At 68.0% G+C, this 22,214-nt stretch carries 16 protein-coding genes, 1 pseudogene and 1 riboswitch; of the genes and pseudogenes, 7 read left to right on the plus strand and 10 right to left on the minus strand.

What is annotated here, in order from left to right:
• Window positions 1-38 precede the first annotated feature (38 nt).
• The 5 genes from pdeM to J2W68_RS01485 form a co-directional block, all read right to left on the minus strand.
• On the minus strand, window positions 39-719 hold the full coding sequence (gene pdeM, locus J2W68_RS01465) for a ligase-associated DNA damage response endonuclease PdeM (protein ID WP_310231988.1): 681 nt from the start codon (window positions 717-719) through the stop codon (window positions 39-41).
• Window positions 712-3,165 carry a ligase-associated DNA damage response DEXH box helicase gene (locus J2W68_RS01470; protein WP_310231991.1) on the minus strand — a complete coding sequence of 818 codons (2,454 nt, stop codon included), beginning with the start codon at window positions 3,163-3,165 and terminating at the stop codon, window positions 712-714. Before J2W68_RS01470 ends, pdeM begins: the two co-directional genes overlap by 8 nt.
• 118 nt (window positions 3,166-3,283) lie before the next feature.
• A complete protein-coding gene (locus tag J2W68_RS01475; protein ID WP_310231993.1) occupies window positions 3,284-4,990 on the minus strand; it encodes a cisplatin damage response ATP-dependent DNA ligase in 1,707 nt (568 codons plus the stop codon).
• Window positions 4,991-5,906: 916 nt separating this feature from the next.
• Entirely contained in the window at window positions 5,907-6,908 is a 1,002-nt protein-coding gene (locus J2W68_RS01480) for a ligase-associated DNA damage response exonuclease (protein ID WP_310231995.1), read from the minus strand.
• Between the two features lie 126 nt (window positions 6,909-7,034).
• Window positions 7,035-10,610 (minus strand): hybrid sensor histidine kinase/response regulator, encoded by a 3,576-nt coding sequence (locus J2W68_RS01485; RefSeq protein WP_310231996.1) that lies wholly within the window; start codon window positions 10,608-10,610, stop codon window positions 7,035-7,037.
• Window positions 10,611-10,759: 149 nt separating this feature from the next.
• Here J2W68_RS01485 and J2W68_RS01490 point away from each other — a divergent pair, with 149 nt between their 5' ends.
• The 3 genes from J2W68_RS01490 to J2W68_RS01500 are packed head-to-tail and all read left to right on the plus strand — an operon-like array spanning window position 10,760 to window position 12,607.
• A complete protein-coding gene (locus J2W68_RS01490; RefSeq protein WP_310231998.1) occupies window positions 10,760-11,467 on the plus strand; it encodes a YceI family protein in 708 nt (235 codons plus the stop codon).
• Window positions 11,464-12,045 (plus strand): cytochrome b, encoded by a 582-nt coding sequence (locus J2W68_RS01495; RefSeq protein WP_310232000.1) that lies wholly within the window; start codon window positions 11,464-11,466, stop codon window positions 12,043-12,045. The genes J2W68_RS01490 and J2W68_RS01495 overlap by 4 nt, the downstream gene beginning before the upstream one ends.
• A 4-nt stretch (window positions 12,046-12,049) precedes the next feature.
• Window positions 12,050-12,607: a YceI family protein gene (locus J2W68_RS01500; protein ID WP_310232005.1), complete on the plus strand. Its 558-nt coding sequence runs from the start codon at window positions 12,050-12,052 to the stop codon at window positions 12,605-12,607.
• A gap of 435 nt (window positions 12,608-13,042) precedes the next feature.
• Here J2W68_RS01500 and J2W68_RS01505 read toward each other — a convergent pair.
• Window positions 13,043-13,273, minus strand: a pseudogene (locus J2W68_RS01505) (glutaredoxin family protein); the annotation flags it as partial.
• 49 nt (window positions 13,274-13,322) lie between these two features.
• On the opposite strand from J2W68_RS01505, the gene J2W68_RS01510 reads away from it, so the two are divergent.
• Together J2W68_RS01510 and J2W68_RS01515 are read left to right on the plus strand one after the other, a co-directional pair.
• Window positions 13,323-14,705 (plus strand): L-serine ammonia-lyase, encoded by a 1,383-nt coding sequence (locus J2W68_RS01510; protein ID WP_310232008.1) that lies wholly within the window; start codon window positions 13,323-13,325, stop codon window positions 14,703-14,705.
• 4 nt (window positions 14,706-14,709) lie between these two features.
• Window positions 14,710-15,393, plus strand: a complete 684-nt coding sequence (locus J2W68_RS01515) for an alpha/beta fold hydrolase (RefSeq protein WP_310232011.1) — start codon at window positions 14,710-14,712, stop codon at window positions 15,391-15,393.
• Window positions 15,394-15,525: 132 nt separating this feature from the next.
• Here the strand turns inward: J2W68_RS01515 and J2W68_RS01520 are convergent, their stop codons facing one another.
• The 4 genes from J2W68_RS01520 to metX form a co-directional block, all read right to left on the minus strand.
• Window positions 15,526-16,278, minus strand: coding sequence for a DUF1521 domain-containing protein (locus J2W68_RS01520; protein ID WP_310232014.1), 753 nt, complete (start codon window positions 16,276-16,278; stop codon window positions 15,526-15,528).
• A gap of 98 nt (window positions 16,279-16,376) precedes the next feature.
• Window positions 16,377-17,489: a homoserine dehydrogenase gene (locus tag J2W68_RS01525; RefSeq protein ID WP_310232016.1), complete on the minus strand. Its 1,113-nt coding sequence runs from the start codon at window positions 17,487-17,489 to the stop codon at window positions 16,377-16,379.
• A complete protein-coding gene (locus J2W68_RS01530; protein WP_310232018.1) occupies window positions 17,486-18,727 on the minus strand; it encodes an O-succinylhomoserine (thiol)-lyase in 1,242 nt (413 codons plus the stop codon). Before J2W68_RS01530 ends, J2W68_RS01525 begins: the two co-directional genes overlap by 4 nt.
• Window positions 18,724-19,779: a homoserine O-succinyltransferase MetX gene (gene metX, locus J2W68_RS01535; protein ID WP_310232020.1), complete on the minus strand. Its 1,056-nt coding sequence runs from the start codon at window positions 19,777-19,779 to the stop codon at window positions 18,724-18,726. Before metX ends, J2W68_RS01530 begins: the two co-directional genes overlap by 4 nt.
• Window positions 19,780-19,879: 100 nt before the next feature.
• Window positions 19,880-20,008: riboswitch (SAM riboswitch) on the minus strand.
• A 116-nt stretch (window positions 20,009-20,124) separates the two neighbouring features.
• Between metX and J2W68_RS01540 the strand changes: the two genes are divergently transcribed.
• Both J2W68_RS01540 and J2W68_RS01545 read left to right on the plus strand, forming a co-directional pair.
• Window positions 20,125-21,225: a phytase gene (locus J2W68_RS01540; protein WP_310232023.1), complete on the plus strand. Its 1,101-nt coding sequence runs from the start codon at window positions 20,125-20,127 to the stop codon at window positions 21,223-21,225.
• Between the two features lie 8 nt (window positions 21,226-21,233).
• On the plus strand, window positions 21,234-22,148 hold the full coding sequence (locus J2W68_RS01545; RefSeq protein ID WP_310232026.1) for a M23 family metallopeptidase: 915 nt from the start codon (window positions 21,234-21,236) through the stop codon (window positions 22,146-22,148).
• Window positions 22,149-22,214 lie beyond the last annotated feature (66 nt).

Consider the following 22,214-nt stretch of genomic DNA (forward strand, 5'->3'; position numbering starts at 1 on the left):
GGACCGATCGACGCCCTGCCCGCGCCTGCCGCGAACACTCAAGCCGACGACAGGTCCACCACCACGTCCGGCGCACACGCGAACAGCCGCGTGCCGGGCTCGGGATCGACCCGCCAACCACCGGCGAAGGCGGTGAACGCCGGCAGCACGCCCGATGTGGCATCGAAGCGGAAGGCCGGCAATCGCGGCACACCGGGCAGCCGCACCACCGGATGCAGGTGGCCACCGAGCCGGTAGCCTGCGGCCGCGTCGCTGATGTCGGCCGGGTCGTGCACGAACAGGAAGGGTGCGAATGCCAGCGCCGCGCCGTGGACATGGATGCCCAGTTGCGCGGCCAGTCCGGCACGCGCGCGCAGCGCGCGGTCGTGGTTGCCGCTGACGAGTTCCACCGACAGCGCGGCGCGACCGCCGCGCCAGTCCATCCAGGCGTCACGCCAGGGCGCATCGGTCACCGCTGCATGCAGCAGATCGCCGAGCACCAGCAGGCGCGCGGCACGGGTCGATGCGAGCAGGCCGTCGAGTTGCTGCAGGTCATGCGCAGTCCCGCCGCTGGGCAGCGCGATGCCGGCGCGGCGGAAATGATCGCCCTTGCCCAGATGCAGATCCGCGATCGCGAGCAGCGACATGCGCGGCCACCACAGCGCGCGCCCGGGGAGCAGCACCAGCGATTCGCCCGCGACCTCGATGACGAGGCTGCCCGGGACCGACGTCTCAACCACGGTTGCGTTTCTCCAGCTGCGCGGCGGCGCGCTGCACGCGCGTGCGCCAGTCCTCGGTGCTGAGCTGGCCGCGCAGCGACTCCGCCCACAGCGGAAACGACATCGGCGTGAACGTCTTCAACGCATGCAGGGACAGGGCGCGGCCGCTGCAATCCTCCAGCGTCTCGCGCAGGCGCACCACTTCCAGCTGCGCGGCGAACACCTCGCGCTCGGCCAGCGCCAGCAGCATGTGGTCGGGGTCGTGGCGGCGCAGCACGTCGAACAACAGGCCGCTGGAGGCCTGCAGTTGCCGCATCGAACGCGGCGCGCGGCCGGGCAGCGATGGTGGCAGCAGACCGGCAACGCGCGCGATGTCGCGGAACTGGCGTCGTGCGAGCTCGGCGAGGTTGAGGCTTTCGCGCAGATCCTCGAGCAGTGAATCGGGCGTCAGCAGCGCGACGATGTCGTCGACATCGAGCTCGACATCCTGCGCGGGCGACAGCACCAGTCCGTAGTCGTTGGCTGCGAACGTGAAGCTGTTGGGATGCCGGCGCCCCCAGCGCAGCGACCACAACGCGGCGAGACCTTCGTGGACCTGGCGGCCGGCGAAGGGATACAGAAACAGGTGCCGTCCACCGCGCACATGGATCCATTCCACCAGCAGGCGACCCGGCGCCGGCAATGCCGAGAGGCGCTGCTGCAGATCGAGCAGGCGCCCGATCGACCGCAGTTCCGGCACATCGCGTGGCGCCTCGAACAGGCGCTCGACTTCGTGCGCCAGCGTGCCCGACAACGCCATGCGCCCGCCCGACCATTTCGGCACGGTGCCGCTGCCCGACTTCGCCACGCGCACATAGGCGGTCATGTCCTCCAGCCGTACGAGTTCCAGCGTCCGCCCGGCGAACTGGAACCTGTCGCGTGGCCGCAGGCGGCCGATGAAACTCTCTTCCACCGAGCCCAGGCCGCCGCCACGCATCAGCTTCACCCGCACCGATCCGTCGCTGGCGATGGTGCCGATCGACAGGCGATGGCGCAGTGCGATGCGCCGGTCCTCGACACGATAGATCCCGTCGTCGCCCCGCACCACGCGGCGGAAATCCGGGTAGTGCGCGAGCGCAGCGCCGCCCTGCACGATGAAGTCGAGCACCGCGCGCCAGGCCGTGTCGTCGAGCGCGCGGAAGGCGTGTGTATCGCGCACTTCGCCCAGCAATGCATCGGCCTCGAAGCCGCCGCCCAGTGCCAGCGTCACGCAGTGCTGGGCCAGCACGTCGAGGCTGAGCACCGGTGGCGGCCGCGATTCGATGGTGCCGGCCGCGACCGCGGCGCGCGCGGCGGCGTATTCCACGAGTTCGAGCGCATGCGTGGGCACGCAGACCACGTGCCCCGCTTCACCGGGACGATGCCGCGCACGGCCGGCACGCTGCAGCAGGCGTGAGACCCCTTTCGGGCTGCCGATCTGCAGCACCTGGTCGACGGCGGGAAAATCCACGCCCAGATCGAGACTGGACGTCGCGACCACGCAGCGGATGCTGCCGTCGCGCAGGCCTTCTTCGGCCGCAGCGCGCAGCTTGGGATCGAGCGAACCGTGGTGCAGCGCCAGGGTTTCGGGCGCTTCCGGCCACACCGCATTCAAGGCGCGATGCCACAGTTCGGCCTGCGAGCGGGTGTTGGCGAACAGCAGGCTGGTGCGCTCGCGCATCAGCCGCTCAAGTACGCGCGGCAGTTGCGCCAGGCCCAGATGACCGCCCCACGGGAAGCGTTCGTCTTCGCCCGGCAGCAGGGTGTCGAGCGTGAAGCGCTTCGGCGCGACGCCCGCGACCAGCGGCGCGTCGGGCAGATGCGGCAGCAGTGCATCGCGCGCCTCATCCAGATTGCCGAGCGTCGCCGACACGCCCCAGATCCGCAGCGCGGGATTCAGACGGCGCAGACGCGCGAGCGCGAGCTGCAGCAGCACGCCGCGCTTGTTGCCGAGCAGTTCGTGCCATTCGTCGACGATCACGCACTGCAGCTGCGCCAGCTGCGGCGCGGTGTCGGCATAGGACTGCAGCAACGACAGAGATTCGGGCGTGGTGACCAGCACGTCGGCCTGCCCGCTGCGCGCAAGCCGCCGGTCACGCGCACTGGCATCGCCGGTGCGCATCGCGACCACCCAGTCCAGACCCAGCGCTTCGATCGGCGCACGCAGCGCGCGGGCCGTGTCGACGGCGAGTGCGCGCAGCGGCGTGATCCACAGCACCTTGAGGCTGCCGGGCGGTCGCGTGGTCGGTCGCTTGCCCGGTTTCGGCGTTGCGCTGTGGCGTGGCATGGAGGCGAGCGCGTCGAGCAGCGGGCCGCCGATCGCGGCCAGGGTCTTGCCGCTGCCGGTCGGCGTCTGCAGCAATCCCGATTCTCCGGCGAGATAGCGTTTCCAGACCTCGCGCTGGAACGGCGCCGCGGTCCAGCCCTGCGCCTCGAACCAGGCGCGCATTGGCGCATCGGGGCCGCGCAAGCGCTTCAACGCCCCGCCCTGTAGGAGCGCGCTTGCGCGCGATCGGGCTTGCCCGGTAATGCCCGTTCGCGCGCAAGCGCGCTCCTACATGTGCCAATCACCGCGCCAGTGCCTTCAAGGTGTCGAGCCGGTCGGCCTCGGCCATCGGCTTGTCCTGGCGCCAGCGCAGGATCCGCGGAAAGCGCACCGCGATCCCGGACTTGTGCCGCTTCGACACGTTGACGGCTTCGAAGCCGAGCTCGAAGACGTGATGCGCCTTCACCGAGCGCACCGGCCCGAAGCGTTCCAGCGTGTGGCTGCGGATCCACTTGTCGAGCGCGAGGATCTCGCTGTCGTCGAGACCCGAGTACGCCTTCGCGACTGGCACCAAGGTGTCGCCATCCCACAGGCCGAAGGTGTAGTCGGTATACAGCGTGCTGCGCCGACCGTGCCCAGCCTGCGCGTACAGCAGCACCGCATCGATGGTCAGAGGATCGATCTTCCACTTCCACCAGTCGCCGCGCCGCCGACCGGTCTGGTAGGGCGCGTCGGCGCGCTTGAGCATCAGGCCTTCGACACCGCGTTCCCGCGCCTCCTCGCGCAGTGTCGCGGCCGCCGCCCAGTCCGTGACCTCGACGCGGGGCGACACCACGATGCGCGGATCGCCATGCGCGGCGATCAGGACCTCGAGCGCCGCACGCCGTTCGTGCTGCGGCCGCGCGCGCCAGTCTTCGCCATCGCGTTCGAGCAGGTCGTAGACCTGCAGGCGCACTGGCGTGTCGGCCAGGGTCTTGGGGCCGGGCTTGAGGCGCTGGATTCGCGTCTGCAGCGCAGTGAACGGCAGCGGCGCATCGTCGTCGGCGCGCCACGCGAGCAGTTCGCCGTCGAGTACGACGCCGTCGGGCAGCGACAGTGCGGCCGCTTCTATTTCGGGAAAGCGCCCGTCGAGCCGCTCCTCGCCCCGCGACCACAGCGCCACTTCGCCGTCGCGGCGCAGCAGCTGCAGACGGATGCCGTCCCACTTCCATTCGAGCAGCCAGTTGTCGATCGGCCCGAGCGCGCGCTCGACAGCCTGGGGATCGTTGGCGAGCGCGATGATGTGCGGCGCGATCGGTGGTGCACCGTCTTCGGCCGGTGCGGCCTCAGGCAGTCCTGCCTCGGCACGCAGGGCCGATTCCAGCGGCGAGGCGAGAAAGAACGGATACGGCTGCTGGCGATCTCCGGGCAGTTCCTCGACCGTCAGCAGATCGCGCAGGAACTCCGGCGTCGGCGCCCAGCTGCCGAGCATCCGCTGCGCCAGGCGCGCGATATCGATGCCGGTCAGTTCGGCGAGCGCCTGCTGCACCAGCCGCTGTGAGACGCCAACGCGCAACGCGCCGGTCAGCAGCTTGTTGAAGAGCAGTCGCTCGTCGAAGCGCAGTGTGCGCCAGGCGTCAACGATCACCGCCCGCCTCAATTCGACGTCCTGGTTGGCGATCGGCAGCAGGCGCATTTCGATCCAGTCTGCCAGCGCGATATCGGGCGACGCCTCAATGGGATCATCGAGCAGCAAGGCCAGCGTCTCGCCCAGATCACCGACCTGGTCGTAGCTGTCGTCGACCAGCCAGTCCGGCGTGCCCGACTCGACCGCGATCCACTCGCGCAGCTCGCGAGTGTTGGCGATCTTCTTGCGTGCGCTGGCGACCTTGCCGCCCGACAGCAGATACAGCGCCCAGGCCGCATCGCGCGGCGGCGCCTCGCGGAAATAGCGGATCAGCGCGGCGCGCTTGTCGAGCGTGGCGGTGCTCTGGTCGAGCTCGCGGTAGAGCTGGGCGAAGCGCTTCATGCGCGTGCCTGCGCTGTCGGGCTGCCGAGCGCCACCTGACGGCCAGGCCCTGCCGGATGGCCGAGCCCTGTTCGGCTGCCGACTCCTGGCGGACTGCCACACAATTTTCGTGATCCGTCATTCCCGCGAAAGCGGGAATCCATGGACGTTGCCGCTGACCCAGTAAAGATCGAAGTCGCTTGATGACCCGCCATTCGGCGCTTGAGAAGCGCCCCGCCTGCGCGGAAACGACGGGCCATGGATGCGCCTTCTGCGGTTGTTTTGGCGGTTTTTTTTGCGGTTTTCTTCGCAGTTGCTGTTGCTGTTGCGGTTGCTCTCGCTCTTGACTCATCGAGCCGTAAAGCGAGCCGAGCATCGCAGGGCCGCGAGGCCGGAGAGCAGCCTATATCTGAGCGCAGCGAGTTTGGGCTGCGTGCCTCGTGGACCGAGAAGCACAGGGAACCGGTGCGGCGTAGCCGTGCCGGATCGCGTCCGGCGAAGACGGTTTTGCTTACTTTTGCCACGACAAAAGTAAGCCGCGCGACAGCGCGGAAGCCCTGTTCTTGATTTAAGCGCTTGTGTACAGCACGCAGACGATCCGTTGAACCCGCGAAGAGAGACGCATAAACAAAAACCACATCAGGTGCACGGCTTTCGCACGCTTCGCGCGCGAGTCCCTTTTTGACGGGCCAAAAAGGAACCAAAAATCCCCTTCGCCGGACGCGATCCGCCGCGATACAGCTGCGGCGGTCCCCTGCGCTTCTCGGACGACGGGGCACGCAGCCCAAACTCGCTGCGCTCAGACATGGGCTGCTCTCCGACCCCGTCGCCCTGCGATGCTCGGCTCGCTCTACGGCTCGATTCGAGATCAGAAGCGAAGAGCGAAAGCCAGAGCAAAACGCGAGCCGAGCCGAACCCGAAGCCAGGCTACCGGCCATCATTCCTCACCCCCGAAATCCGTCCGGAACGCCTCGGCCGCAATGCCAGCCTCGTTGAGCGCACGAATGATCGCGTCGGTGTTGCCATGCGTGGCGATCACCCGCGACGCGCCGGTCTCGCGCACCGTGCGCATCAGGTCCGGCCAATCCGCATGGTCGGACACCACGAACCCGCGGTCGTAGTTGCGACGGCGCCGGTTGCCGCGGATCTGCATCCAGCCCGAGGCGAAGCCCTGCTGCCCATGCCGGAAGCGGCGAATCCAGGCGCTGCCTGCTGCGGACGGCGGCGCCAGCACCAGCTTGCCGGCGAAGTCGGCAGCCTTGTCGGTATCAGCCACCGGCAGCGTGGCGATCATCGGCACGCCGGCGCGGCGGTACACGTCCACGCCATTCGCCACCGCGCCATGCAGCAGAACCGGTTCATCGGTATGCACCGCGAGTTCCGCCAGCACGCGCTGGGCCTTGCCGAGGGCGTAGCAGTACAGAATGGCCGCTTCGCCGCGCTCGGCGCAGTGCTCGCGCCAGGCGACGATGTCGCGGGCGACCTCGGAGGTGTCGGGCCAGCGGTAGACCGGTAGTCCGAACGTGGCCTCGGTGATGAAAGTGTCGCAGCGCACGACCTCGAACGGATCGCAGGTCGGATCATGCTGGCGCTTGTAGTCGCCCGACGCGACCCAGACCTCGCCGTCGACCTCCACCCGCACCTGCGCCGACCCCAGCACGTGCCCGGCCGGGTGCAGCGACACCGTCGCCGCGCCCATTTGGAACGGCACGCCATATTCGTGCGCCGCATAGATCTGCTCGCCGAGCCGCCATTCGAGGATCGGCAGACCGATGCGGGTGGTGTGATAGGCGCCCATGCCGGTCCGCGCGTGATCGCCGTGACCATGCGTGATCACCGCGCGCGCCACTGGCCGCCACGGGTCGATATGGAAATCGCCCGCCGGGCAGTACAGCCCTTCCGGGCGCAGCTGGATCAGATCGTTGGACGCGACGGCCATGGGCGCAGTCTGGATAGCGGCTTGTGCACGAGGCGCCAAGCCTGCATGTGCGCCGTCGCGGCATTCGAGACGGCACGAATGCGGCTTGTGCGGTTCAGACGCAGCAATGCAATCCGGCGGCAGCCGTCACAGCCCGCCTGGGGGTTCGTCGTCGTCGCGCCTGGGTCGCCAGCTCAAGGCCAGCGTGTCGGACAGCATTTCTCCGGTCAGCGGCTTACGCAGGAAGCCGTCGAAGCCCGCCGCGCGCGCCGCCGCCTCGGCCTCGGCATCCGCGCGTGCGGTGACCGCAACTATCGGCTGGACGAACCCGTGCGCACGCATCATCCCGGCCAGGGCCAAGCCGTCAATGCCGGGCAGATCGAGATCGAGCAGCGCCAGATCGAAGCTACGCGTGGCGATCTCCGACAATGCGGCGAGGCCATGCATGACGTGCACCACCTCGTGCCCCTGCGAATGCAAAAGCCCTGCAACCACTTCGGAGATAGTCTGATCGTCCTCGACCAGCAGGATTTCCAGACTCACTGCGGACGTGATGCGTTCGCCTCCGCAATCGGACTGCGGAGGCGGCGGATCGGTGACGACCGGCAATGGTAGAACCACCCGGAATCGCGTGCCTTCGCCCGGCGTGCTATCGACATCGATCTGCCCCCCCATCGTGGCCGACAGCTCCTGGCTGATGGCAAGCCCCAGCCCGCTACCGCCATAACGCGAGGCGGTGCGGGCGCCTTCGGCCTGTTCGAACCGGCGGAACAGGCGCTCGCGCTGTTCGCTGCTGAGACCCGGGCCCGTGTCGGTGACGACGAAACACAGCGCCCCGGATGGATCGACTTCCACGCGTAGACCGAGGCTGCCTTTCTCGGTGAACTTGACCGCGTTGCCGAGCAGGTTGAGGAGGATCTGACGCACACGCCCCGGATCGCCGAGCACCCACGCCGGAACGGCAGGGTCGACGACCACATCGAAGCCCAGCGACTTCTGGCGAGCCATCGGCGCGCACATCGCGACGACATCCTGCACCAGCCGTGCGACCTCGAACGGCTGCGGATCGAGTTCAAGCCTGCCAGCCTCGATGCGCGCCAGATCGAGCGCATCGTTGACCAGCCGCATCAGGTGCTCGCCAGCACGACGAATCGATTCCGCGTAACCGCGCTGGCGTGCATCCAGTGTCGTATGAAGTAACAACTCACTCATCCCGAGCACACCGGTCATCGGCGTGCGGACTTCGTGGCCCAGTGTCGCGAGAAAGCGTGTCTTCGCAAGCGATGCCTGCTCTGCTAGCTGCCGCTTGTGTTCAGCCAGCTGCCACTCTGCCTTGCGCCGCAGCCGACGGCGATAGGACGCAGCGGCAAGCGCTACCAGTATGAGCACGATCAAGAATCCTGCGATGAATGCCCAGATCGTCCGCCACCACGGTGGCGCCTGATGGATTGACATTGGCGCAAGCGCGGTCCACTCACCGTCTTCCGTTCTGGCCTCGACCAGCAGCGTGTAACGTCCGGACTCCAGGCGTGGGAACACACGCTCAGCAGCCTCGTCAGCGTTCACCCACTCGCTTTCATAACCGTCGAGTCGGAAACGATAGTGGTGGGTGTGCGCGTCGGTAAACGACAGCAGGCGGGCAACCACCCGCAGATCCCGGTCACCATGGCGCAGTTGGATCGCCCCCTGCATAGGCAGTTCGACCTCGGCGTCACCACGGCGCACATCCAGAAGTTCGATCACCAGCGGCGGCGTTGTTTCACGCCGATGCACGTTCTTTGGGTGGAACAGAAGCAGACCCTCAGCACTACCGACCGCGAGATGACCCGCATTCGATACCCCGAACTTCTGGTCGCTGAAATCCTGGCTGGGAAGTCCATCGCGCGCGCCATAGATACGGATGCGAGACGTCGACGGCTCGATACGCACGAGGCCGCGCACGGTCGTCATCCAGATATTGCCCTCGTCATCGAGAGCAATCCCGCCTGACATCACGAGTGGAAGCCCATCAGCGTGTCCGTACATGCGTTTCGCCTTGAGCTCGACGCCAGTCCACTCATAGGCGCCGAGCCTGCCTGCACCTGCCACCCAGATGGTGTCCCCACCCTGCCGCGCGAACGCGCCTACTTCCCAATCGGGGGCTCCAGGCACCGGCTTGAACTTACGGTCAGTCCTGTTCCAGCTGTACAGGCCGGAATCGGTCGCAAGCCACAGGGTTCCGTCGGGTCCGCGCGTCGCCTGTGTCGGACGGATCGCGGGCCTCTGTCCACGGATGTCGTCCCACCGGATCGATTCGCTCACGCGCCCGTCCGGTGCCCGCGCCTGAATTTCATAGTGACTCGCAAACCACAGGGTGCCGTCGTCCATCTCGGCGATATGGTCGATATGCCCTTTGACCGTCGGGTCCTGCACGTCGTCGCGGTGCCAGCGCCTGATCACGCCGGTAGTTGGATCGAAGCGCACCAACTGCTCAAAGCAGCCGATCCAGATCACGCCGTTCGCCGCCTCGTACACGGTCCGGATGACGAGATCTCCACAGACCCTGGGCAGGCGGTGGTCGATGCTGCCCGTTTTAGGGTCAAGATGGTCTAGCATGCCCCCGCTGCCGACCAACCAAAAACCGCCATCGGATGCGGATGCAACGCCCCGTACGAAGGCGTTGGCCATCGACGTCGGATCCGATACCTGCCGCTTCAATGTCGTGAAATTGCGCCAGTTTGCGGGTAGGTACCACAGGGCCGCATCGCTGCTGGCGAACCAAAGCCCGCCTTCTCGATCCTGGTAGGCAGCCGTCCAATAAGGGCGCAGCGCGCCTCGACTGGTGTAACTCACCAGTGGCACGTTCTCGACTTGTCCATCGACGCTACGTGCGAGGCCGCTGCGCGAATCAAACCATCGCGTGCCCTGTCGGTCCTCGATCAGCATGTGCAGCAGTGGCTGGTTCAATACAGGATCGCGGAGGGAAACCCGTTCAATACGTCCGGCCGTCATCCGCACCACGCCGTCCGCCGCCACAGCGATCCAAAGGTCACCGCCCGAATCGAACGAAAGGCCATCCACGACGCCGGACATGCCGGCGGGCATCTTGATTCGCTGGAAGTCACGCCCATTCCATGATGCGACACCGTCCCGGGTGCCGATCCACAGCGTGCCCTCGCGGCTGATGGCGAAATAGCCGACGCTGTCCGAAGGCAGGCTGCGTGGATTTGCTGCGTCGGCCCGAAACTGCCGGAGGCCACCGTCCGGTCCCAGCCGGTACAAGCCGGACTCGCCGGTCCCGAACCAGACTGCGCCATCCGCCGTGGAGGTCACGCTCCAGATGTCATCGACATTGATTTCCGGATGCGACGCGTGGCTGTAGTGGGTGAACGTCGTCCGGCGTGCATCCAGCATCGACAGGACACCGCGACTGGTGCCCACCCAGACGCGGTCTTGCGCATCCACATGGACCGCCCAGACAAGATTGTCCTGGAGACCATCCTCGATACGCCAGATGCGGAAGCCCACGCCATCAAACCGGGCGAGCCCATCACGCGTTGCGATCCACAGATAGCCCTGCTGATCCTCGGCAATGCCATTCACGCGATTCGACGGCAGCCCATCGAGCACGCCGATCTGCCGTGGCTGCGGAATGCTGGCCGTCACCGCCGCCTCCTGCGCCCACACGGCTCCGGCCCACAGGCTGCACAGCCACCCCACCAGCATCATCCCTGCAAGACGCATCCCACTCCCCGAACCCGCTGCCGCGCGTTGGCCGCGCGTCCCGACCGGCATCCTCGCAACGCTGCGTTGCCACCGCAAGTTGCGCCGCACCGACGGCACGCGCCTAGAATCGGCAAGACCGCCCGCTCGGCGGCCATCCGGACTCTCCGATGCGACTGCCGTGCCAGCTCGTCCTCACATCCTTCCTGCTGCTCGGCATGGGCGCGCCCGCCTGGGCCGCGCCGGCGCAGTACACGCTGGACCCGGTCCATACCCGCGTGCAGTTCGCCATCGACCACGCCGGTTTTTCGAAGGCGATCGGCACGGTGTCGGGCAGTACCGGCACGATCGTGTTCGATCCCGACGACTGGAGCACCGCGCGCGTGGAGGTGTCGATCCCGATCGCGCGCATCGATCTGGGCGATGCGAAATGGAACCAGGCCACGCTCGCGCGCAACCTGCTCGACGGCGAGCGGCATCCGGTCGCGACCTTTGTCTCCACGCGGATCGAGCCGATCGACGCACAGCGTGCGCTCGTCCATGGCGATCTCACCCTGCGCGGCGAAACCCGCGAAGTCGCGCTGCAGGTCGTGCTCAATGGCCTCAAGCGATACCCGCTGCCACCGTTCCGCCGCACTGTGGGCTTTTCCGCGACCGCGGCGTTGTCGCGCGCCGCCTTCGGCATCGACGCGTGGTCGTCGGTGATCGGAGACGCCGTCGAGCTGCGGCTCGAAGTGGAAGCCACGCGCAGTCGAGGCGCCGCGGATACAGGCGATGAACCGGATGCTGCGGATGATGTGCCCGATGCCGAAGTACCGGCGCCCGACACGCCTGTAGAAGGCACGCCTGCAACGCCGCCGACAGAGCCAACCCCATGACGCTCCGCAATCGGCCCGACCGCTGGGGCGGCGTCAGCCAGCTGCTGCACTGGCTGGTCGTGGCGCTGATCCTGACGACCGGCACTCTCGGGCTGGTGATGGGCGACATGCGCAACAGCCCGACCAAGATCGAGCTCTATGCCCTGCACAAGTCGCTTGGCCTGACGATTCTCGCGCTCGCCACGCTGCGGTTGCTGTGGCGCCTGTACGCCGGCGCACCGCGTCCGGTGCCAGGCCCGCGCTGGCAGGACCGGCTCGCGTCACTGACGCACTGGCTGCTCTACGGCCTGCTGTTCGCGATTCCGCTCAGCGGTTGGACCTTCAATTCCGCCGCCGGCTATCCGCTGCAGTGGTTCAAGCTGTTCAACCTGCCGGCACTGGTGAAGCGTGATGCGGACCTGCGCCAGTTGGCCGGCAACGTGCACGAACTGTTGTTCTGGACGCTGGCCGGCCTGGCAATGCTGCACGCAGCGGCAGCGCTGTATCACCATTTCTTGCAGCGCGACGACACGCTGGCGCGCATGCTGCCGCGTGGCTGGCTGCGTCACCGCACTCCGACTCCCTTCATCCAGGACTGATGCCATGCGCATGTTCCGCTCCCTCGCCCTCGGCGCGCTGACCGCCGCGCTCGCCCTGCCTGCCCTTGCCGCCGACTACGTGCAGGCGCCCGGCTCCTCGCTGGCGTTTGCCGGCAAGTACCAGGGCGAGACGTTCGCCGGCACCTTTCCCGGCTTCCGCACTACGGTCAGCTTCGATCCAGCCGATCTCGCTAGCGGCAAGCTGGCCGTGACCATCCCGGTCGCCACCGCGACCACGCAAAACGCCGATTACGACACCGAGATGCGCGGCGACGCGTTCTTCGACGCATCGAAGTTCGCGCAGGCGACCTACACCGCAACCGGCTTTCGCGATCTCGGAAACGGCCAGTACGCCGCCGACGGCACCCTGGAACTGCGCGGCGTGCGCAAGCCGGTGACGCTGACCTTCACATGGACGAACGGCGCACGACCGCTGCTGTCGGGCCGGGCGACGGTGCGCCGTCTCGATTTCGGCGTGGGCGGCGGCGAATGGGCCGATACCGGCACGATCCCGAACGAGATCGCGGTCAGCACCCGGGTCTACCTGACGCCGGCGCCCTGACCCGGCGGCCGGTCAACGTCGCCAGCAGGCCACCTCGCCTGCGGCGCCACGCAGGCAAATCACTTCATCGTCGATAAAGAAGCCAAGGATCGCCCCGGCGCGCATCAACAGCAGGCCTTCCCAGGTCGACGCCGGGTGACCCAGCTGCAGCAAGCCGAACCGGCCCTGCAGATCCTCGGCCCGGGCCGGCGACGAGGCGGCACGCAGCATCTCGCGGATGTTGCGCAGATCGACATCCCCCGGCGCACTGGTCGCCGCTTTCGTCAGGACGATGCGGTCGATGTCGTCCACGGCGAGGATGTCAACGAGCCGCTTGCCGATCCACGGCGACGCCTCTGCCCGCGCGATGCCGCCGGTATTGGCGAAATCCACATCGCCCACCGCAGGCGGCATGCCGGCGCTTGCACCAGTCGGCAACACCACCAGCGCGGCGGCGGCCAGCCACAGCCGCAGCCGTGCCACGTCGAACGGCCAGTCCAGTTCGACGCCACGCGTCGCGTCGCGCAGCACCGGCACGCGCTCGCCATAGCGTGCTTCGAGACGCGGATCGTCGTCGATGAAAACGCTGTCGAACGCGGGCGCGCGCCCCTGCGCGAGCACGTCGAGGGCCAGATCACACAGGTGGCAGTCGTCGCGCTGGTACAGGATCAACGTCGGAGCGGTCATGGCGCGTCGCAGCAGGCCTGGATGCAGGCGCGGGCCGTAGAATAGCGCGATGGCAGTCAGCACTTTCGACCTTTACAAGATCGGCATCGGGCCGAGTTCCTCGCATACCGTCGGGCCGATGCGCGCGGGCGCGCGGTTCGTGCGCCGCTGGCTCGAAGTGCCGGGGCGGCTGGATGACGTGGCGCGTATCCGAGCCGAAGTCTTCGGTTCGCTGGCATTGACCGGCCGCGGTCACGGCACCGACAAGGCGCTGATGATGGGCCTCGAAGGCCACATGCCGAATCTGATCGACCCGGACATCATTCCCGACGCGCTGGTACGCATCCGCGGCGAGAAGCGGCTGCTGCTCGGCGGCATCCGCGAGATCGGCTTCGACGAGAAGTCGGATCTGGTGATGAACAAGCGGCAGAAGCTGCCCTTCCACACCAACGGCATGCGCTTCACCGCCTACGATGCCGACGGCGCGGTCATCGCGACGCGCGACTACTACTCGGTGGGCGGCGGTTTCGTCGTCAACGAGGACGAGGCTGCCGAAGACCGCATCGTCGCCGACACCACCGACGTGCCGTATCCGTTCTCGAGCGGCGACGAGCTGATCGCGCAGGCCAACGCGCACGGGCTCAGCATCTCGACGCTGATGCTGGAGAACGAGAAGGTCTGGCGCAGCGAGGACGAGATCCGCGACGGCCTGCGCGAGCTGTGGGCGGCGATGCAGTCCTGCGTCGCGCGCGGCATCCGCCAGACCGGCACCCTGCCCGGCGGCCTGCATGTCACCCGCCGCGCGCCGGCGCTGCATGCGGAGCTCTCATCCAAGCCCGAAGCCGGCATGCGCGATCCTCTGACCGTGCTCGACTGGGTGAACCTCTACGCGCTCGCCGTCAACGAGGAAAACGCCGCCGGTGGCCGCGTCGTCACCGCGCCGACCAATGGCGCGGCCGGCATCCTGCCGGCGGTGCTGCATTACTACGACCGCTTCTGCCCGAATTCCACCGAGCAGGGCATCTTCGATTTCCTGCTGACCGCGTCGGCCGTCGGCATCCTCTACAAGGAAAACGCCAGCATCTCGGGCGCGGAGGTCGGTTGCCAGGGCGAAGTGGGCGTGGCCTGTTCGATGGCCGCCGCCGGTCTGACCGCCGCGCTCGGCGGCACGCCGAGCCAGATCGAGAACGCGGCCGAGATCGGCATGGAGCACAACCTCGGCCTGACCTGCGACCCGATCGGCGGGCTGGTGCAGATCCCCTGCATCGAGCGCAACGCGATGGGCGCGGTCAAGGCGATCAATGCCTCGCGCATGGCCTTCCGCGGCGACGGCAAGCACAAGGTCAGCCTCGACAAGGTCATCAAGACCATGCGCGACACCGGCCGCGACATGCGCGACAAATACAAGGAAACCTCGCGCGGCGGTCTGGCGGTCAACGTCATCGAGTGCTGATCTCGTGCGGGCGCTGCTGCTTCCCGGCATGGATGGATCGGGGGCGCTGCTCGGCGAATTCGTCTCCGCGGTGAGGCCGGGGTTCCAGGTCGATGTGGTGGCGTATCCGGCAGACCGGATTCTCGGCTACGACGGCCTCCAGGCGCTGGCCGTGGAACATCTGCCCCGCGATACGCCTTTCCTGCTGATCGGAGAATCGTTCTCCGGCCCAATCGCGATCCGGATCGCCGCAACACGGCCCCGGGGCCTGGTCGGACTGGTTCTGTGCGCGAGCTTCGCCGCCTCGCCCCAGCCCTGGTTTCGGCCGTTCCGGCCACTGCTCAGGCTGCCCTGGCCCAAGCCGCCGACCCGCCTGCTGATGCCGGCGATGATGGGACGCTGGACCACGCAGGAATGGATGCGTCGTGAGCAGGCGGCGCTTGCGGACATGCCGGCCGCTGTCGCGCGGGAGCGCCTTTCGGAAGTGTTGAAGGTCGATGCCAGCGCTGACCTGGCCCGCATCGGATGCCCGATCCTCTACCTACAGGCCAGCCACGACCGGCTGGTGCCGCCGCGCTGCTGGCGCGAGATCCAGACCCTACGCCCGACGGCGAAACGGGTCCGGCTGCAGGGCCCACACTTCCTGCTGCAACATCAACCTGTCCTTGCCGCCCAGGCCATCCAGCAGCACTTCAATGCAGGCTTCTGAGCGCGGATACCAGCAGCCACTCTGGCCCATGCAGGATGGCCGTGCGCACGACGCACTCGCTCGATCACCACTGCCTCGACGGCGAGCCCGACCGAAGCCGGGCTCGCATGCACTGACAGAGCTCAGGGCCGATCAGGCATTGATCGACAGCGTCAGGCTGAACTGCCACGGCACCGGATTGGCGACCGGCTCCGGATCCCGGTTCGGATTGTCGCTGCCCAGCGCCAGGCCACCGTTGAAGCTGATCGCCATCAGCCCGGTGAAGAAGCTGAAAATCTCGGAAAAATGCGCGAGGAAATCCGGGCCACCATTCTTCAGCTCGTCGGTCGCCAGGATGAAAGCCTGGTCGACATTCTGGATGTTGCCGTTCTGGTCGACGGCGATGAACCCGCTGCCGTTTTCGTTCTCCAGCAGCACGTTGCCGTCGCGCACCGCGGCGTCGAGCACGCGGCCACCACCGGCAAATTCCTGGAACGACAGATCGCCGTAGGTATTGCTGTCCACGCCGCTGATCTGCACGCCGTAATCGCCGTCGGTGATCGTGACCACGGAAGCGACCGTCGCGCCATTGCCGCCCTTGTCCCAGGGCGTGGTCTCGATCGTGACCTTGGTGCCGTCGTCGAGCTGGAAGGTGGTCTGGCCCCAGAAATCGAACGCATGCTTGCCGTCGATCTCGACATGGGGGTCGCCCCAGATGCGGTAGTTCTCTCCGGTGCCCTTGTTGAAGACGATGACTTCGTCGTTGTCGCCGGCGGTGATGCGGTAATTATCGTTTTCGAACTGGACCCGGCCGTCGGCAGTGCGCTGGGTGCTGGCGGCGCTCTGCACGCTGGGCAACTGGCCGCTGATGTTGAGCGAGACGGAGAGATTGAGGGAGTCGGTCATGGAATGGCCCCTGGCTGGATGGAAACTGAATGACGCTATTCCAGCGCGTGGGGCCTGCAGATAACACCGGGGCGCACCCGATCTAGGGTTTGCCCCAGTCAGAGAATTCCGACCCGCTCGCCACTGTCGGCCTGTGCATGCGCGATCGCCAGTACATCGTCCAGCAGCGCCGCAGCCGTGACCTCCGCGCCTGCGCCCGGGCCCTGGATCACCAGCGGCTGCGCGCTGTAACGATCGCTGTGGATCGCCACCCGGTTGTCGGTGCCGTTGCCCGCACAGAGCGGATGCCCGATCGGCAATGCCCGCAGGCCCACGCGCGCGCCGTCGGCATCGAAACGTCCGACGAAACAGAGCCGCTCTCCGTTCGCTGCCGCCTTCACGCGACGTGCGTCGAGTGGCCCGTCCAGCGCGGTCAGCGCCTGGTCGACATCGGCGTCGGCAGCGCGTGCGAGCACCTCGGGCACCAGCGATTCGACGACGACCTCATGCGCGGGCAACGCGATGCCCGCCGCCCGCGCGAGAATCAGCAGCTTGCGGCGCACGTCCTCGCCCGACAGGTCGACGCGCGGGTCCGGTTCGGTGTAGCCCGCCGCGCTCGCCGCGCGCACCAGCGCAGAGAACGGACGGCTGCAGTCGTGATGCGAAAACAACCAGGCCAGCGAACCCGACAGCACGCCTTCGATTGCATGGATGCGGTCGCCGCCGTCGATCAGCGCCCGCAGGCTGCGCAGCAACGGCAGGCCCGCGCCGACCGTTGCGCTGTCGCCGTAGCGACCGCCGATCGCGCGCGCATCGCCGATCGCCTGCGCCCGGCCCAGATCGCCACCGGTGCCGAGTTTGTTCGCAGTCACCACGTGCACGCCACGCGTCAGCCACTCGGGATGCCAGTCGGCGACGGTTTCGCTGGCGGTGGCGTCGACGATGATGTCGCCCGGCTTCGGGCTTTCGCCTTCGGCCCACGGGGGGAATCCAGCGCGTCGGTGCGCCGCGGCGCGCGCCTGCGCGAGCGCGGCGGGCAGATCGTCGCCGCCGAGGACCTGGGTGCGCGAATTGCACAGCCACGCGACCTCGGGCAGCGGGACGCCCTGCGCGGCGAGCCGCGTATAGCGCTCGACGAACGCCGAGCCGACCGTGCCGGTGCCCAGCAGCGCCAAACGCGCGGGCCGCGGCTGCGCCCGACGTCCCTGCCGCAACTGCACGACCGTACTCATGCTTCGATGCCTGCGCGGGACGGGCGCGTGGCCGCGTCCAGCACGGTCGCGGCGCGGGCGAGCCCGGCCTCGATGTCGATCAGCAGATCGTCCAGCGCCTCGATGCCGACCGACAGTCGCAGCAGACCGTCGGAGATCCCCGCCGCAGCGCGCGCCGCCGGCGTCATCGCCGCATGCGTCATCGTCGCCGGATGCGCGATCAGGCTTTCCACACCGCCGAGCGATTCGGCCAACGTGAACTGGCGCAGTCCGTCGACGAATGCGCGCACCACGTCGTCCTGCGCCACGCCGGGCGCACCGGCAAGTTCGAAGGACAGCATCGCGCCGAAGCCGGTCTGCTGCCGCGCGGCGATCGCATGCCCCGGATGATCGACCAGACCCGGATAGTGGACGCGCGCGACCGCCGGATGGGCGTCGAGCAACGAGACCACGCCGGCGGTGTTCTCCTGATGCACGCGCAGGCGCGCATCCAGCGTGCGCAGGCCGCGCAGGGTCAGGAAGCTGTCGAACGGCGAGCCGGTGATGCCCAGCGCATTCGCCCACCAGGCGAGCTGCGCGTGCAGTTCGGCGTCGCGCGCGATGACCGCGCCGCCGACCACGTCGCTGTGGCCGTTGATGTACTTGGTGGTCGAATGCAACACGACATCGGCGCCGAATTCGATCGGCCGCTGCAGCGCCGGCGACAGGAACGTGTTGTCGACCACCACCAGCGCGCCGGCGCGGTGCGCGGCGTCGATGACGAAGCGCAGGTCGGTGATGCGCAGCAGCGGGTTCGATGGCGTCTCCACCAGCACCAGCTTCGGCTGCGTGGCCAGCGCGTCGGCCAGCGCGCGTGGATCGGTGAGATCGGCGGTCACCAGCTCGAAGTGGCCCTTGCGTGCCAGTGCGTCGAACAGGCGCCAGCTGCCACCGTAGGCATCATGTGGCACGACCAGACGATCGCCCGGCTCGAGCAGCGCATTGAGCACCAGAGTGATCGCGGCCATGCCGGTGGACGTGACCACGCCGCCCGCACCGCCTTCGAGTTCGGCCAGCGCTTCGCCGAGCAGATCACGCGTGGGATTGCCGCTGCGGGTGTAGTCGTACTGCCGCTTCTCGCCGAAGCCGGCGAAGCTGAAGTTGCTCGACAGCACGATCGGCGGCGTCACCGCGCCATAGGCCGGATCGCGATCGATGCCGGCGCGCACGGCACGGGTTGCGGGCTGACAGGCGGCGTCGGTCGGGGCGTGGATGCTCATGCTTGGTCTCCGGATGTGGGGGCACGCAGCGCGGTGGCGAGCAGCGCATCGATGCGGTCGGTTTCTTTGAGGAAGGCGTCGTGGCCATAGGGCGAGCGCAGCACGCGCAGCTGGCCGCTCGGGCCCAGCCCTTCGAGCAGGGTCACTGCATCGGCCAGCGGGACCAGGCGGTCGCCTTCGACGGCGACCACGGTGGTCGGCACGCGGATGTCACGCGGATCGACGCGGTGCAGGTCGATGGATTCGGACAGGCGCAGCCACGCGGTGAGCGGCGTGCGCGAGACGTAGCGCGCGCCAGCGGCGTCGAGATAGTCCTCGGCGGCGACGCGTACGCGGCCGTTGACGATTTCGGGCGCGGCGTCGAAGCGCTCGGCAAATTCTTCCGGCGTGCGGTAGCTGAGCATCGCGAACTGGCGCGCCAGCGACAGGCCCTGTGCATCGGCGCACTGCAACTGGCCCAGCGCAACGGCCTGCCGCTGCAGCGCGCGCCATGCGGCCGCATACGGATGCGCGCGATGCGCACCGCTGACCGCGACCAGTCGCTGCACACGTGGCGCGTGGCGCGCCGCGAACTGCAGGCCGACCAGCGCGCCGTAGGAATAGCCGACAAACGCATGCAGACGCGCGATGCCCAGCGCGTCGAGTAGCGCGGCGATTGCATCGGCCTGGTCGGTGGTGTCGATCGGCGCGTCGAGCGTGCCATCGGCGCCGACAAAATCGAACGCCAGCAGACGCAGCTGCGATGGATCGAGCGTGCGCCCCGTTGCGACCAAACTGTCGAGCCAGCCGGCTTCGGCATGTGCGGCGTTCGCGGCCAGATGACGATGCGCGGAGATCCCGCCGGCGACGAACACCACCGGCGCCGATGCCGGTCCCTGCAGCTGATACCGCAGCGTGACCTGACGCATGCCGGCATGCCGGGTGGCGAGTTGCACATCGATGCTGCCGCGGGTGACGGCGTGCGCGATCGGCGCATCGGCAGCCAACGCGTGCACGTACGCCGCATCGGGCGTGGGGTCGGGGCGGTAAGCGGTAGTGTCGACGAGACTCATGGCACGGGATTCCGGATGGGCTGGGCCATCGCGTCTCGCGGGAATCACCGGAAGTCGCCTCTCGGCGGAACACAACACCGGCGCGAACGCCGATACGGCATCACCATCTTCCGGTGGACACTCAGGTCCCCGCAGGACTTGGCACCGCGATGGACGCCGCGCGATGCGCGGATCCCATCAGGTTGCCCCGGCATCAAAGGGCCTGCCCCTCCGCCGGTCTCGATGGATGCGTGCAGGTTGCCACCCGCTTTTTCGAAAGTCAATCGCTTCATCCGGATGCAGCGATGGAAGCTTTCGATTGCAACCGGTACGCCAGATGCGTGCCGGGCTCGTCATAATCCGCCGATGCGCATCGCCTTCCTGTTCGCGGCCGCTCTGCTGGCCGGCTGCACCGCTGCTCCCACCCGCCCAACCGCACCTGCGTCGCCGCCCTCGTCGGTCAGTGCGGCGGTCGATCGACCCGTCGTCGGCGAAGCCTGGCGTTCGTCCGCGCATGCGGACGACGAACTGGATTCACTGGCGACTTGGCCGACGCCGGAGGGTGGCACCTGGCTGATCGCGACGGCCAAACGCAGCCATCAACTGCGCGTCTTCGATGCCGACACCGGCGCGATGCTGCGCACCGTCGGTGCCCGCGGGGCCATGCCCGGCAAGTTCGACCGGCCCAACGGTATCGCCGTGCACGGCGATCTGGTGTTCGTCGTCGAGCGCGACAACCACCGCGTCCAGGTGTTCTCGCTTCCGGATTTCACCCCGCTTGCCGCATTCGGCGCCGACACGCTCCGCAGCCCCTACGGCCTTTGGGTCAACGAAGTCGCGCCGGATATCTTCGAGGTCTACGTCACCGACAGCTTCATGGACGGCGCGGACCACGCGCAGGTGCCCGATCTCGCAAGCCTCGATCAGCGCGTGCGCCGCTTCCGATTTGAGGCGCACGATGGTGCCTCGCCCAAGGCCACCGCGCTCGGCAGCTTCGGCGCGACGGATGCGCAGACCGCGCTGCGCATCGTCGAGTCGATCGCCGGTGACGCGGCCCACGACCAGTTGCTGATCGCCGACGAGGATGTGCGCCACAACGCCACCGTCCACGTCTACACGCTCAAAGGCGCATACACCGGCCGTCGCCTGCCGGCAGGCACATTCGAAGCCGAGCCCGAAGGCATTGCGTTGTGGTCGTGCAGTGTCGACGGCGGGTACTGGGTCGTCGCCGACCAGTTGCGGCCGCGCACCGTGTTCCGGATCTTCGATCGCGCACAACTGACGCCGGCTGGCAGCTTCGTCGGTGCGCACGTCGCCGGCACCGACGGCATCGCCCTGCATCCTTCACCGACCGCGCGCTTTCCGTCCGGTGCGCTGTTCGCGGTCGATAACGACGCGTCGGTCGTCGCCTTCGATCTGCGCGACGTGACAACTGCGCTGCAACTCGATCCCGATTGCGGGCGCTGAGTCGGCAGATGCGCCGGGTGCGATGGCATACGACGCTGGCCCTGTCGGCAATGTGGGCAGCGGGCGCCGTGCAGGCGCAGACGCCATCCACCGGCCACTGGACGGACGCGGCCGCAGCGCAGGCCGCACCTGCGCCTGTCGCAACGGCCACCTCGAAGTCCGCCCCGCGTGTCGAGCTCGAACTCCGTGCGCGCTTCGGCGGCACCGAGGCGATCGCGCTGAACCACCTCGCCGGCCCGGTCGAAGTGACATTGCAGGCGGAAGGCGCCCCACCGATCGCCACGCCGGCGCTGCCCGCCCGCGCGACCGTGCCGGCAGGCGGACGCGTGGTTGTCGCAAACCTGCGCGATGAGGCCGCGGGCACACGCCTGTCGCTGCTCGCGGTTCCGGGCCTGCCCGTCGCGCGCGTCCGCCACGTCGAATACCTCTATCCCCTGCGCGATGCACCGCTGCAGATCGCCCAGGGCTACGGCGGCGGCTTCAGCCATGCCGATGCGGAGAACCGCCACGCCGTGGATTTCGCAGTCACGCCCGGCACGCCGGTCCTGGCCGCACGGGATGGTGTGGTGATGCAGGTCGAAGCCGATGCGACCGCGCGCCTCGATCCGCGCGCCACGGTCGACCCGGCCGACGACCGCGTGCGCGGCAACTTCATCCGCATCCTCCACGACGACGGCACGATGGCGCTCTACGCGCATCTGCAGCAGGCCGGCGTGGTCGTCGCGCCGGGCGCGCGCGCGCTGCGCGGCACGATCATCGGCTTTTCCGGCAATACCGGCCTGAGCACGGCGCCGCATCTGCATTTCGTCGTCCAGGCCAACCGCGGCATGCGGCTTGAATCGTTGCCGTTCCGGATGCTTGGACCCGACGGCCCACTGCGCTTCGGACAGGTGCAGACAGACCCGGCGCCGGCGGCGCCCTGAGCCTGCGCGACGGCGGCGTATAAGTATAATCGCCGGCTTCCCGATTCCAGCCTGCGCGCACCCGCG

The organism is Luteimonas terrae, from assembly GCF_031457535.1.
Taxonomy (GTDB): Bacteria; Pseudomonadota; Gammaproteobacteria; order Xanthomonadales; family Xanthomonadaceae; genus Luteimonas; species Luteimonas terrae_A.